14 protein-coding genes are annotated in these 13,596 nt (G+C 64.3%); 7 read left to right on the forward strand and 7 right to left on the reverse strand.

Annotated elements, in window-relative coordinates:
- Positions 1 to 42 precede the first annotated feature (42 nt).
- Positions 43 to 1,092 carry a C4-dicarboxylate TRAP transporter substrate-binding protein gene (locus tag IE266_RS10695; protein ID WP_189680072.1) on the reverse strand — a complete coding sequence of 350 codons (1,050 nt, stop codon included), beginning with the start codon at positions 1,090 to 1,092 and terminating at the stop codon, positions 43 to 45.
- Positions 1,093 to 1,380: 288 nt separating this feature from the next.
- On the opposite strand from IE266_RS10695, the gene IE266_RS10700 reads away from it, so the two are divergent.
- Entirely contained in the window at positions 1,381 to 2,280 is a 900-nt protein-coding gene (locus IE266_RS10700; protein ID WP_229864023.1) for an MBL fold metallo-hydrolase, read from the forward strand.
- 3 nt (positions 2,281 to 2,283) lie between these two features.
- Here the strand turns inward: IE266_RS10700 and IE266_RS10705 are convergent, their stop codons facing one another.
- From IE266_RS10705 to IE266_RS10715, 3 genes are read right to left on the reverse strand one after another with little or no spacing between them, the layout of a single operon-like run.
- Positions 2,284 to 3,066, reverse strand: coding sequence for an SDR family NAD(P)-dependent oxidoreductase (locus IE266_RS10705; RefSeq protein ID WP_189680074.1), 783 nt, complete (start codon positions 3,064 to 3,066; stop codon positions 2,284 to 2,286).
- 24 nt (positions 3,067 to 3,090) lie between these two features.
- A complete protein-coding gene (locus tag IE266_RS10710) occupies positions 3,091 to 4,128 on the reverse strand; it encodes a LacI family DNA-binding transcriptional regulator (protein ID WP_229864025.1) in 1,038 nt (345 codons plus the stop codon).
- 5 nt (positions 4,129 to 4,133) lie between these two features.
- Positions 4,134 to 4,736: a carboxymuconolactone decarboxylase family protein gene (locus tag IE266_RS10715; RefSeq protein WP_189680075.1), complete on the reverse strand. Its 603-nt coding sequence runs from the start codon at positions 4,734 to 4,736 to the stop codon at positions 4,134 to 4,136.
- A gap of 319 nt (positions 4,737 to 5,055) precedes the next feature.
- Between IE266_RS10715 and IE266_RS10720 the strand changes: the two genes are divergently transcribed.
- From IE266_RS10720 to IE266_RS10745, 6 genes are all read left to right on the forward strand, one after another.
- A complete protein-coding gene (locus IE266_RS10720) occupies positions 5,056 to 5,964 on the forward strand; it encodes a LysR family transcriptional regulator (RefSeq protein ID WP_189680076.1) in 909 nt (302 codons plus the stop codon).
- Positions 5,965 to 5,985: 21 nt separating this feature from the next.
- Entirely contained in the window at positions 5,986 to 6,741 is a 756-nt protein-coding gene (locus IE266_RS10725) for an SDR family NAD(P)-dependent oxidoreductase (RefSeq protein ID WP_189680077.1), read from the forward strand.
- A gap of 109 nt (positions 6,742 to 6,850) precedes the next feature.
- Complete coding sequence (locus IE266_RS10730) at positions 6,851 to 7,372, forward strand: VOC family protein (RefSeq protein ID WP_189680078.1); 522 nt, start codon at positions 6,851 to 6,853, stop codon at positions 7,370 to 7,372.
- Positions 7,373 to 7,383: 11 nt separating this feature from the next.
- Positions 7,384 to 8,484, forward strand: a complete 1,101-nt coding sequence (locus tag IE266_RS10735; RefSeq protein WP_189680079.1) for an acetoin dehydrogenase dihydrolipoyllysine-residue acetyltransferase subunit — start codon at positions 7,384 to 7,386, stop codon at positions 8,482 to 8,484.
- A gap of 9 nt (positions 8,485 to 8,493) precedes the next feature.
- Positions 8,494 to 9,459: a thiamine pyrophosphate-dependent dehydrogenase E1 component subunit alpha gene (locus IE266_RS10740; protein ID WP_189680080.1), complete on the forward strand. Its 966-nt coding sequence runs from the start codon at positions 8,494 to 8,496 to the stop codon at positions 9,457 to 9,459.
- Between the two features lie 10 nt (positions 9,460 to 9,469).
- Positions 9,470 to 10,471, forward strand: coding sequence for an alpha-ketoacid dehydrogenase subunit beta (locus IE266_RS10745; RefSeq protein WP_189680081.1), 1,002 nt, complete (start codon positions 9,470 to 9,472; stop codon positions 10,469 to 10,471).
- A gap of 71 nt (positions 10,472 to 10,542) precedes the next feature.
- Here the strand turns inward: IE266_RS10745 and IE266_RS10750 are convergent, their stop codons facing one another.
- From IE266_RS10750 to dctP, 3 genes are all read right to left on the reverse strand, one after another.
- A complete protein-coding gene (locus tag IE266_RS10750; protein WP_189680082.1) occupies positions 10,543 to 11,844 on the reverse strand; it encodes a TRAP transporter large permease in 1,302 nt (433 codons plus the stop codon).
- Between the two features lie 11 nt (positions 11,845 to 11,855).
- Positions 11,856 to 12,380 carry a TRAP transporter small permease subunit gene (locus IE266_RS10755; RefSeq protein ID WP_189680083.1) on the reverse strand — a complete coding sequence of 175 codons (525 nt, stop codon included), beginning with the start codon at positions 12,378 to 12,380 and terminating at the stop codon, positions 11,856 to 11,858.
- A 79-nt stretch (positions 12,381 to 12,459) separates the two neighbouring features.
- Positions 12,460 to 13,554, reverse strand: a complete 1,095-nt coding sequence (gene dctP / locus IE266_RS10760; RefSeq protein ID WP_189680084.1) for a TRAP transporter substrate-binding protein DctP — start codon at positions 13,552 to 13,554, stop codon at positions 12,460 to 12,462.
- Between the last annotated feature and the right edge of the window lie 42 nt (positions 13,555 to 13,596).

The raw sequence follows: 13,596 nt of genomic DNA on the forward strand, positions 1-13,596 counted from the left end.
GCCCGGCCTCCTCGGCCGGGCCCCAAGGCGGAGCGCCTGTCGTTACTTCTTGGCCGCAGCGTTGTATTTCGCCATCAGGTCATCGGCATAGGCCTTGCCCTCGGCGCCCATGCCACGTTCTTCCATGGCGGTGACCCAGAGCGCGATCATGTCCGGCACGGCCGCGTGCAGCGCCTCGGGGTCATCGAAGGCGACCATCTCGACACCGTTTGCCAACATCGCCGCCTTGGCGCGTTCGCTGTCCGCGGCCGACTGTTCATTCCACCAGAGCGTCACCTCCCGCCCGGTCTTGACCAGCAGGTCCTGCGTTTCCGGCGTCAGCGCGTTGAACTTGTCGAGGTTCATGCTGTCGGAATAGGCCACGATCCCGCCCATGGGCACGTCGGTGATGTATTTGGCGACCTCGTGCAGCTTGTAGGCATCCATGTCGGGGAAGGAAGAATAGGTGCAGTCGAGCGACCCGCGCTTCAGCGCCTCGTACGAGTCGGCAACGATCACGTTGACGGGGGTCGCGCCAAGGGCCTCGATCAGCTTGGGGATGTAATTGCCAAAGGACTTGATCTTGAGGCCCTGGAAGTCGGCCATGGTTTTGACCGGCTTCGTGCACATGAAATAGAAATTATCCAGCGCGCGGAAGATCAGCGGCTTGATGTTGTTTTTCTGGTATTCCGCAATTTGTGCATCATTGGAATCGCTGACGTCCATGAGTGCAATTGTTGCGGCGGCTGGGTCCATGAAGGTATGCGGGATCGCATTTGTCATGGAATACAGCGGCAATTGCGTGATGAAATAGCCGGGAACGATATCCGAGATATCCGCGGCGCCCTTGGAAACAAGGTCCAGCGCCTCTTTCATGCCGCCGAGAGAGCCGCCCCAGAACATCTGGACCTTGACCTTGCCGCCGCTTTCCTTCTCGACGATCTCGTTGAAGCGGGTGGTTGTCACCACCATGGGATAGGTCTGCGGCAGGCCGGTGGCGTGGCGCAGCGTCACGTCGGAAAATTCCTGCGCAACAACGGGTTGCGCCAGGGCGGCCGCAAAGATTGCGCTGGCGAACGCCAGCGGAAGCCGCTTGTCAGTCTTGCATTTCATGGATCATCCTCCCTGATTGGCCATGTTCGTCCAGCATGCAGAGACCACGGGGCGTGGGCTCCGGTTGCCGGCGGTTTCGCAGTGTGATGGGCCGGACCATCGGCCGGCTTTGGCAATTCCATTTTCCCTCCGGCCGTAAATTTCTCGTCGCGGAGAGATTCGCTCTTTCAATTCATACAATCGAGCGCAATATAACGATACGACAGATGGGCCGCGCGGAATGAAACCTGCAGAAACCGCGGAATGAGAGCCGGTCTGGATGCCAGTGAATTCCGAGGAGGAACCGAATTGCGAACCATCGACCTGGGCGGCGTGACCGTGGACCGTATCGTCGAGAACGAGAGCCTTTGGCTCGACCCGTTCTGGCTGTTCCACAACATCGACCAGCCGACCATCGACCGGAACCTGACCTGGATGCAGGACTTTCTCTTCGATCGCGCGGCCAACCGCATCAGCCTCAGCTTTCACAGCTTCCTGATCCGGGCCGGCGGGTTCAACATGCTGGTCGATACCTGTGTCGGCAATCACAAGGATCGTCCCGGCACCCCATTCTGGAACCAGCTCGCCGGGGACCGCTACATGCGCGATCTCGCGCGCCACGGCCTGACCCCGGCCGACATTCACATGGTGATGTGCACCCACCTGCACGTCGACCACGTCGGCTGGAACACCCGGCTCGAGAACGGGCGCTGGGTCCCGACCTTCCCGAACGCGCGCTATATCTTCGGCCGGGACGAGTTCGAGGGGCATTCGGCCCGCCAGGCCGCCACGCCCGAGACGCCGATCAATCGCGGCTCCTGGCATGACAGCGTTCTGCCGGTGGTCGAGGCAGGGCAGGCCGAGCTGGTGGGCTTCGATTTCGTGCATGGACTGGGACTGGAAGAGCGCGTGACGCTGATCCCGACGCCCGGTCACACCCCCGGCCATTTCTGCGTCAACGTCGAAGGCAATCGGGGCGAGGGGCTGATCACGGGTGACGCGATCCACCACCCCATCCAGTTCCGCGAACCGCATCTGGTCAACAACGGCGACATGGACGTGCCCCGTGCCCGCGCAACGCGCGAGGCGCTGACCGAGCGGCTGGCCGACAGCGGCGAGTTGATGCTGCCGATTCATTTCGCCGGTCCGACGGCGGGGCGCATTCGCCGGGATGGTGCCGAGAGCTTTATGTACGAGTTCATCGACTGACACTCAGAGCGTGATCCCGCCGTCCACCACCATTTCCAGGCCGGTGACATAGCGGGATTCGTCGCTGGCCAGGAACAGGGCCGCCATCGCGATATCCTCCGGCGTGCCCTGCCGGCCCATCGGGCAGCGGGCATCGCGCGCCTTCATCGCTTCGAGACGTTCTTCCTCGGTCTTGAACAGCGCGGCGGCATGGGGCGTGTTGATGAGGCCGGGCAGGATGACATTGCAGCGCACGTTGTGCGGCGCATATTGCCGTGCAACGACCCGCGTCATCCGGTTCAGCGCGGCTTTCGAAACGTTGTAGGACAGGAACTGCATCTGGCTCCAGCGCAGGCTGGCGATCGAGCTGACATTGATGATCGAGCCTGTCTTGCGGGCCATCATGTGCGGAACGGCGGCCCGCGCCGCGGCCATCGCGCCCTTCAGGTTGATGTCGAAAACTCTGTCCCAGCTCTCGTCGGTGACGTCGATCAACTCGCCAAAGGCTTCGATCCCGACGTTGTAGTGCAGCACGTCGATCTGACCGTAGCGGTCGACGCAGGCTTCGACGGCGGCGGCAATCTGCGCGGTGTCCGAGGCATCGGCGGTAAAGCCGCTGGCGATTCCACCGGCGCTCGTGATCTCGTCAACGGTTCTCTGGGCCGCCGTGGGCGAGATGTCGACACAGAGCACTTTCGCACCCTCACGCGCGAAAAGCGCGGCAACGGCCGACCCGTTGCTGGCACCGGCGCCGATCGATCCGGCACCGATCACCGCCGCCACCTTGTCCTTCAGCCTGTCTCCCACTTGCCTCTCCCCACGTTCAGTTCGTCATGTTTCGGGCCTGTGCCCCGGAGGGGCGCAGGATTCGCGGTCGATGAATTGGGTCGGAATCATGATGCGACGGGGCTCGCTCTCGCTCTCGCCTTCTTCCAGGCGGCGCAGCATGAGTTCGGCCAGCATCTGCCCGACGCTTTCGAGGTCCCAGGTCACGGCGCTGATCGACGGCGCATAAAGCCGTGCGAGGTCGGTATCGCCGACGGTCAGAACGCTGACGTCATCGGGAACGCTCAGCCCGTTCTGTCGCAACCCCTGCAGCGTTCCGGCCAGCATCCTTGTGCCGAGGCAAAGGAAGGCGGTCGGGGCAGGGCGCAGCGACATCAACGAAAGCGCTTCGCTCGCCACGAATTCCATCGAAGACTTGTGCGCCCGTATCAGCGCGTTGTTCAGCGCGATGCCGCGCTCCTCGAGCGCCGCGGCATAGCCTGCAATCCGCTCCCTGCCGGGGCTGAGCGTGCTGCTGGACGACAGAAGTGCGATGCGTTCGTGCCCGAGGTTCAGAAGGTGCCGCGTTGCCTCGAAGGCGGCGCGGCGGTGGTCGACGTGCAGCCCGCTCTGGCCCGCCCCGAAATCCCGGTCGAAACCGATGACCGGCAGTCCGCCGCGATCCAGCTCTTCCAGCATCTCGGCGTCTTCGCTCTCGCAGGGGCCTGCGATCAGCCCGTCGACACGGCGCCGCTGGAACAGGTCGATCAGAAAGCGTTCACGGGCCTTCTCGTTGTCGGTGTTTCCCACGAGCAGCGCATATCCGGCCTGCTGCAACCGTTTCTCGGCGGCGCGGATGACGCCTGCGAAGAAGGGGTTGGACAGGTCGGTGACCAGCATTCCGACCACCTTGGTCGACTTCAGCCGCAAGCTCTGGGCGATGGCATCCGGCTGGTAGCCGAGCTTCTGCGCAGCCTTCGTCACCCGGATCACCGTGGCTTCGCTGACGCGTCCCGTCCGGTTCAGCGCCCTCGACGCGGTTCCGATGGAAACGCCGGCGGCGGCGGCAACGTCCTTGATGGTTTTGCGGCTTCGGTCCGACACGATTTCTACCCTTTGCGATGACCCTCGGGAAAATGCGCCTGCCCGTCTTCGAGCGGCACCGCAGTGGTATTAGTGTAATAGGAGGCGAGGCGATACACGCCGCAGGCGAAGACCAGTTCGATCACTTGGTTTTGCGGCCATTTCGCATTCAGCTCCGACCAGGTCTCGTCGCTTACATTCGCCCGCTCGTGCAGCTCGTCGGCCAGTCTGACCATGAGGCGGTCTTCATCGGTCCAGCGCGGATCGCTCAGGGCTTGCCAGTCTGCAGCCTCCGCCAGCTCGTCGGCCATCGCCCGGTCAAGGTTGCACCGCTCGCCGTAGATCTCGACATGCATGCCCCAGGGGTATTCCGCACCGGCGCGCGCGGTGGTGCGGATGATCGCGATTTCCTTCGGACGCAGGGCAACTTCGGCCTCGAACAGCACGGCATGCGCGATGGCCTGGAAGCGCGAGGCGAGGAGGGGGTGATGCGCCATCGAAAGGCGCAGGTTCAGCGGAGAAAGGCCCCGGAAGGCTGTATTCTCGATCGTCTTGCGGGTCGCGTCGTCATAGGGCGGGCGACGCAGTGGCAGACGGCGGGAATCTTGCGGGTTCGTGCTGGTCGTCAAGGTCTTCCTCCGGCGTTTTCTTGGCGTTCCGCCTTTGGTGTATCTGATGCGGAATCGTTTGCTCATGTGCGCACCAAAATTTTGGGCTGTCAAGTGTGGCGCTTTGCGCCTGCCGTCTGAGTGCGCGCCTGATACTATGGTTTCCGACTCCCCGGTCCCGTGATAATTCCTATAATAATCTGAGGTTATTGCCTTCGCGCCGCCTTCTCCACTGTGTCTTGACAGAGTTTTCTGGCTGGCCTAGCCTTGCACAAACGTTTTCACAATATGGGCGAAATTGTGCGGGATGCGCGGTTCCGGGCCAACAAGCGGCAGGCAGATGCGGCGACCTGATCTCAACATTCTGGTGATCCTCTGCGCCGTCTACCGCGAGGGCAGCGTGACCCGCGCGGCCGAGCGCCTCAACCTCACTCAATCCGCGATCAGCCATGGCCTTGGCCGCCTTCGCCTGCTGTTCGATGACCCGCTCTTCGTGCGGAAGGGCAATCGCCTCGTATCGACGCCGATGGCGCGCAAGCTTGCCGAGGAGGCGGGCGCCGGGCTCGAGCGGCTCGAGGCCCTGTTCGATCCGCGGTCTGAGTTCGACCCGTCGACAATCGCGCGCACCTACAGCCTTGGCGTACGCGACGTGCTGGAGGCATCACTCGTGCCACCTCTGGCCGACGCCATGCGCGGCGAAGCGGCACAGGCCACGCTGGTCTCGATGCATGTCCGTCGCACCGCGATGTCCACCCGGCTGGCCTCCGGCGCGGTCGATGCGATTGTCGATGTCTGCCTTGAGCAGCCCGAGGAAGTGCTGAGCGAGCGCATCCTCGAGGAGGAATTCTGCGTGGTCGCCCGCGCGGGCCATCCATTGGCCTGCCGCCAATACGATCTCGACGCCTACCTCGACTGCGAGCACGTGCAGATCAGCGTCCGGCAAGAGGGCGACACGTTCGAGGATTCCAAGCTGCGCAGTCTGGGGCACCGTCGCCAGATCCGCTTGCGTTGCCAGCACTACCTCGCGGCCTACAACGCCGTGCGCGACTCCGATCTGGTGGCCACCATGCCGCGCCGTCTTGCAGAGATGTTCCGCGAATCCGAGGCGGTTCAACTGCTCGCGGTGCCTTTCGAGATCGGCCGGATGGACTTTCACCTGTATTGGCACGCAAGCCGCGATGCCGACCCCGGCAATCAGTGGTTTCGGAAGATGGTCAAACGGGCCGTCCGGTTCCGACCCGCTGTCTGACATTTCCAGGAGAGGACTGACATGGACGGATTACTCAAGGGTCGCGTGGCGATCATCACCGGAGCGGGAAGGCAAACCGGAATCGGTTTCGCCACTGCGCGGCTTTTCATTGAACACGGCGCCAGGGTCGCGCTGTGCGACCTCGCCGCCGAAGATCCCGCCCAGGCCGCCTCCACACTTGGCGAGAACGCGATCGGTCTGGTCTGCAACGTCACCGACGCCGGCGCCTGCGGGCAGGCCGTAGCCGCGGCGATGGAAAAATGGGGGCGGCTCGATGTCGTCGTGAACAACGCCGGCCTCACGCAGCGGCGCAAGGTCGCCGAGATTACCGAGGAGGACTACAACCTCGTGACCGACGTGGTGCTGCGCGGAACGCTGCTGATGACCCAGGCCGCGCTGCCGCACCTGACACATGGCGTGGGCTCCATCGTCAACGTCTCTTCGCTCTCGGCCCAGCAGGGGGGAGGCATCTTCGGCGGCCCGCATTATTGCGCCGCCAAGGCCGGCGTGCTGGGTCTTACCCGCGCCATGGCCAAGGAGTTCGGCCCTGAGGGTATCCGTGCCAACGCCATTGCGCCGGGTCTCATCATGACCGATTTTTCGCGCCGCGGCCCTTCCGCCGATCCGGGCAAGATCGAGGCGGCCAAGGCTTATCCCCTGGGCCGGCCGGGGCAGGCATTGGATATCGCCAACGCGGCGCTCTACCTGGGATCAGACATGTCGTCATACGTCACCGGGATCACGCTCAGCGTCAACGGCGGTTCCTTCATCGCCTGACCCCGGCGCATGAGGCCGCCTCATGCCGCAAATGGCCGACTGGTCATTTGCGGTTTCACCCTTCGAGGCGGCATCAACACCAGGAAAGCATTGCAAGAGGAGACAGCGCATGAGCCGCATATTCGGCCCTGTGCGCCAGTTGGGCTATGTCGTCCGCGATATCGAGGCGGCGATGCATCACTGGAGCGGAACCCTGGGCATCGGCCCGTTCTTCCTGTTTGAAAAAGTCGTGATCGACGATTTCCAGTATCGGGGCACGCCGCAGCCCATCGAACTTTCCATCGCGCTGGCCAATGACGGCGACATGCAGATCGAGCTGATCGAACAGAAGAACGACGTGCCCTCGGCCTATCGCGACCACCTCGCGGCGCAGGGACAGGTGCTGCACCACACCTCGGCCTGGACCACCGATTTCGACGGTGACATGGCGCGCATCCTCGCTGCCGGTCACCGCGTGCTGCAATCGGGGCGCATCGGCGACAACCGGCTCGCCTATTTCGAGACCCAGGGCGACTACCCTTCCACCACGATGGAACTCTACGACATCACCGGCCGCGCTGGGCGGCTCAACGACAAGGTGCGCGAGGCCGCGCGCGACTGGGATGGCCGCACCGCGGTCATCCGCCGCTGAGGAGCATCACGTTGACTATCAAGGCAATCCGAATGCCGAAATGGGGCCTCGCCATGGAGGAGGGCACCATCATCGAATGGCTCAAATCCATTGGCGATGACGTGGCCGAGGGCGATGATCTGATCGACATCGAGACCACCAAGATCACCAATACCCTGCAGGCCACCAATTCCGGCCGGCTGGTGCGCATACTGGCTGGCGAAGACGAGGTCATGCCCGTCGGCGCGCTGATCGGCGTGCTGGTCGAAGGCAAGGCCTCCGAGGACGACATCGACGCCTTCATCGCCGCCAGCCCGGTCGCGGTGGTCGAGGAAGACGAAGGGGAAGAGACCGCATCGCTCGCGCTCCAGACCGTCGAAGCCCGGGGCAAGCGGATCAATGTCGGCCTCGCCGGTTCGGGCCCTGCGATTGTCCTGCTGCACGGCTTCTCGGGCGATCTGAACAACTGGATGTTCACCATCGAGGACCTGAAGGGCGTCGCCCGCGTCATCGCGCCTGACCTGCCCGGTCACGGGGCGTCGGAAAAGGCCGTCGGCGACGGTACCTTGGCGACCATGGCCGGGGATGTCGCCGCCGTGCTCGACGACCTTGGTGTCGCTGACGCGGTGGTCGCCGGGCATTCCCTCGGCGGCGCAATTGCAATGCAACTGGCGCTCGATCGTCCCGATCTCGTCTCCAGGCTCGCGCTGGTCTGCCCGGCGGGCCTGCCCGGAGGCACCCTTTCGGACGAGTTCCTGTCAGCCATCGTGACCGCCGAAAAGGCGCGCGACGTGAAGAAGGCGCTGCAACTGCTCGTGCGGGATCCCGATACCGTGAGCCGCGACATGGTGGACGGCGTGGTGCGGATGCTGCGCCTTGACGGTGCGCAGGCCGCGCTGGGCCTCCTGCGCGAACGGATGCTCGAAGGCTCCGACATGGCCGCCCTGCGCGCGCGACTGGGCGAGTTGCCCGAGACGACGCTGATCGCCAGCCACAACGACGCCATCGTCGGCGCGCCCGATACCGCAGCGCTGCCACCCGGCTGGTCGGTGCACTGGCTCGACGAAGCCGGCCACCTGCCGCAGTTGGAGGCGGCCTCCAGGGTCGGTGCCCTGCTGCGCGAGCTGATCTGAGGAGGGGACATGCAACTCAATCGTGACGACCTGAAACGCGCCTATCGCACCATGATGACGATCCGCGCCTTCGAGGAGCGGGTCGAGAAGGAATTCGCCGACGGCACCATTCCCGGCTTTGCCCACGTCTACCTGGGCCAGGAGGCATCGGGCACCGGCATCTGCTTCGACCTGACGGACGAGGACCAGATCGGCTCGACCCATCGCGGCCATGGCCATTGCATCGCCAAGGGCTGCGAGGTCGAGGGCATGTTCCTCGAGATCATGGGCAAGCAGGGCGGCATCTGCGGCGGCAAGGGCGGATCGATGCACATCGCCGACATGGACAAGGGGATGCTGGGCGCCAATGCCATCGTCGGGGGCAGCCCGCCCATCGCCGTGGGCGCGGCCCTGACGCAGAAGCTGCGCCGCACCGGCCGCGTCGCCGTCGCCTTTTCGGGCGATGGCGCCTCGAACCAGGGCACCACGCTCGAAGCCATGAACATGGCTGTGGTCCTCCAGGTCCCGATGATCTTCGTCTTCGAGAACAACGGCTATGGCGAGTTCACCTCGGCCGAATACTCGGTCGGGGCCCCGTCGCTGACCGACCGCGCGGCCGCCTTCGGGATGCCGGCGCAAAGCGTGGATGGAGGTGACTTCTTCGCGGTCCAGGCCGCCATGCGCGAGGCGCTGGAACATGCGCGCGCGGGCAAGGGGCCCTATGCGCTTGAAACCCACTGCGCGCGGTTCCTCGGCCATTTCGTCGGCGATCCGCAGAAATACCGCGGCCCCGACGAACTCGCCGCCGCCCGCGCCAATGACCCGATCCTGCGCTTCCGCAGCAAGGTTGCCGACGCAGCGCTGCTGGAGACGGCCGAGCTTGACGAGATCGATGCCGAGGTGCGCGCCCGCATCGACGCCGCGGCCGCCGCCGCGCGCGAGGCGCCCTTGCCGGCGCTCGCGACGCTCGAAGCCGATGTCTACGTGAAATATTGAGAGGCGAGAGATGGCCGTAATTTCCTATCGCAAGGCGATCAACCAGGCTCTCGAACAGGAGATGGCGCGCGACGAGAGCGTCATCCTGATGGGCATCGACGTGGGCGGCGGCACCGGCGGGAGCGGCGATGTCGGCTCGGTCGGCGGCGTCATGGGCGTGACCAAGGGGCTTTATCCCAAGTTCGGCCCCGACCGGGTAATCGACACCCCGATTTCCGAAAGCGCCATCATCGGGGCTGCCGCCGGCGCGGCGGTGACCGGGATGCGCCCGGTGGCCGAGCTGATGTTTGTCGACTTCATCGGCGTCTGTCTCGACCAGATCTACAACCAGGCCGCCAAGTTCCGCTACATGTTCGGCGGCAAGGCCCGCACGCCGTTGGTGATCCGCACCATGGGCGGGGCGGGGATGCGCGCCGGCGCGCAGCACAGCCAGAACCTGCACCCGATATTGACCATGATCCCCGGTCTCAAGGTGGTGATGCCCTCGAACCCCTATGACGCCAAGGGCCTGCTGATCAAGGCGATCCGCGACGACGACCCGGTGGTGTTCCTCGAATCCAAGGCGCTCTATGACATGAAGGGCGAGGTGCCGGAAGAGGCCTACGAGATCCCCTTCGGCGAGGCCAATATTCTGCGCGACGGGCGCGACGCCACCATCGTCGCCTTCGGGGCGATGGTGCCGCGCGCGATGCAGGCGGCGGATAGGCTGGCGAAAGACGGGGTGAAGGTCACTGTGCTCGACCCGCGCACCACTTCGCCCCTCGACGAGGAGGCGATCCTCGACAGCCTGGACGAGACCGGCCGCCTGATCGTGGTGGACGAAAGCCCGCCGCGCTGCTCGCTGGCCGCCGACGTGGCCGCCCTGGCGGTCTCGCAGGCCTTCGACGCCCTGAAGGCCCCGGTCGGGATGGTGACCTGCCCGCATACGCCGGTGCCTTTCGCCCCGAACCTCGAAGATGCCTACATCCCGAGTGTCGAACGCATCGTGGAAGCGGTCAAGAACACCCTCTGAACGTAGCAACTCCAAGACAGAAAGGCCGCCCGGATCGCTCGGGGCGGCCTTTGCTGTTCGTTCAACGCTCCTCAGATCAGGATCAGGGCGATATCATTGAAGGCCACCAGCAGCCCGATGATGATGAGTTCCACCACCACAAAGGGGATTGCTCCCTTGAAGGCGTGCATCACGTCGATCTCCGGTACCGTGTTCTTCACCACGAATATGTTCAGGCCAACCGGAGGGGTGATCGCTCCGATCTCCGCGCATTTCGTCACCAGGATGCCGAACAGGATGGGATTGATGCCGGCCGCCAGCACCACCGGGAAGATGATGGGCAGGGTCAGCAGCATCATGGTGATCGCGTCGACGAAGAACCCGAGGAAGAGGTAGGGGAGCAGCAACAGCAGGGTCAGCTGCCACTTCGGCAGGTCGAACTGCGTCAGCCAGAGCGTGAGTTGCTGGGGCACCTGCGTCGTGGTCAGGGCCAGGCCGAAGAAGCCCGCGCCGATGATCAGCAGGAAGACGCTCGACGTGGTGACGCCGGTATCCACCAGCCCGCGCCAGATGATTGCCCGCCGGTTGCCACCGCGCAGCGCGACGATCAGCACGGCCCCGGCCGCGCCGAAGGCGGCCGCCTCGGTGGCGGTGCCGATGCCGAGATAGATGGTGCCCATGACGATCAGGAACAGCAGCAGGATCTCCCAGCTCTGGAAGGCAGCCCTCATCTTTTCGCCCATCGTGGTGCGCTGCCCGCGCACCGAAGGGCCGGCGCCCGGCACCAGCTTGACCCAGCCGAACAGCATGATCGCATAGAGCACCGCGGTCAGGATGCCGGGCACGATGCCGGCGAGGAAGAGGTCGGGCACCGAGGTCTCGGTCGCGATGGCATAGACGATCAGCAGCCCCGAGGGCGGGATCAGCACGCCGAGCGTTCCGGCGGCGGCGACGCTGCCTGCGGAAATCGCGTGGGAATAGCCTTCCTTCAGCATCCGCGGCACGGCGACCTGCGCCACCGTGGCCGAGGTCGCAAGGCTAGACCCCGACACCGCCGCGAACCCCGCGCAGGCAAATACCGTTGCGATGGCCATGCCGCCGGGCAGGGCGCCGACCCAGACCCTCGCGCTGTCGAAGGCGCGATGGGCAATGCCGGCGGAAAAGCTCATGTGCCCCATGAACAGGAATAGCGGCAGCACGACATAGGCCAGGTTGGCCGAGGCGGAATAGGGGAAGGTCGAGACAAGAAACTCGACCGCCATCCAGGGCCGCGTCAGGATCAGGCCGACGAGACCGGCGGTCAGCAGCGAATAGGCAATCGGCAGACCGATCAGCAGCAGGATCAGCATCCCGCCCAGAAGTCCGAACCCGAGTGCGAGGTCGATGGATTGCATTTCAGTGAACCTCAGATCGCGCCGCTATGGTCGGGCAGGCCGGCCTTCATCTTGGCCTCGCCCCAGATCATGGTGCCGATCAGATCGACCGCCAGCTGCACGACCAGCAGCACCAGGCCGGCCGCCAGGATGATCCGCTCGGGCCAGATCGGCCAGGGATGCACGCCGAATGACATCTCGCCCTTCTGCGTCGATGAGATCGCATATTTGGCGGCGAACCAGGTGATGAGACTTATGCCAAGCAGCGCGATAAGAAGGGTCAGGAGGCGCTGGAAATGCCGAAGCCGTGTCGACAACTGATCGGTCAGCACGGTGACCTGAAAGTTGGAATCGGTGGCCTGCGCACCGGCCATGCCCAGGAAGACCTTTACAATCAGCAGCATGACGCTGATCTCGGTTGCCAGCGGAAGTGGTGCGGCGAAGAACGCGCGCCCGATCACGTCGACCAGGATCACGACCATCATGATCCCGGTCGCAAGTCCGCTCAGAGAGCCGACGGCCACGCTGAAGCGCGATATCGCATGGAAGAATTTCATCGGGCGGCCTCCTCTTCTCGCCTGACAGAACCGGCCGCCGTGGGGGGTCCACAACGGCCGGCCAATGGTTTGATCGGTCTCAGTGACCGGCCTTCAACTTCACGTAGGTGGCCAGGCCCGGCGTATAGACGGCCTCCGGTTCATACTTGCGGACGAGCTCGACGAACTGGTCGTAGATCGCGCCGCCATTCTCCGTGACCGAAGAGGCCATCTCGATGTATTTCGAGCGCATCAGCGGTCCCATGACTTCCTGCCATTTGGCGGCTTCCTCGTCGGTGGCGAGGATCACCTCGGTTTCGGCGCCTTCCTCGAGGAACCGCTCGGCAGCTTTGCTCATGCTCGCGTTGATCAGCTCGACATAGCGGCCCGGCACCTCGGCGGCGACCTCGTTGATGACCGCCTTTTGTGCATCGCTCAGCCGGTCATAGCTCGCCTGGTTCAGCGAGGCGATCGAGACGCTGTTGATGCCAAGCCGTCCGGCATCGGACGCATAGGCCACGACCTTTGGCACGCCGTTGTTCACCGCGCTGTCGAAGGGCGTATTGGCCATTGCGTCCAGCGCATTGCGGTTCACCGCCTCGACGGCGTCGGCAAAGCTCATCGGCACGGGCGAGCCGCCGCCAGCCTCCACGCCCCAGGCGATCGCGGCAACGGCGCGAATGCGCTTGCCGTTCATGTCCTCGGGCATACGCACCGGGAAACTGCCCCAGATGCCGCCATCGGGGAAGGGCAGGGCCCACATCATCTTGACACCCTGCGAGGAGAATTCCTTCTGCAGGTCGGCGTTGCCCTCGTAGAGATCGCGGAAGGCATAGACCACCGCGTCGGCCTTTTCCGTGATCCAGGGCAGCACCACGTTCGACAGCGGATAGTCCTTCGGGTTGTAGGCCTGCGGCGTACCCGTCGCGAAATCGACGGCGCCCTGGGCCAAGCCGGGATAGATGTCCGGCGCTTTCATCAGCGCGCCACCGTAATAGCGCTCGAACTTGATGTCGCCGCCGCTGCGCGCTTCGACCTGATCCATGAACCAGGTGTCCAGCGTCGTGGCGATGGAGCGCTCGGAAATGTAGCCGGCATAGACCAGCTTGGTCTCGGCCCAGGCCGTTCCTGCAGTCGAGATGCTCGCAGCGACAACTGCGTAAACGATATTTCTGATCTTCAGGCTTGGTTTCAAGGTGTCCTCCCTTTCCCACAACATGAACGCCGCAGCAGTTCC

This window comes from Seohaeicola zhoushanensis, assembly GCF_014656415.1.
GTDB classification, from domain to species: Bacteria; Pseudomonadota; Alphaproteobacteria; order Rhodobacterales; family Rhodobacteraceae; genus Seohaeicola_A; species Seohaeicola_A zhoushanensis.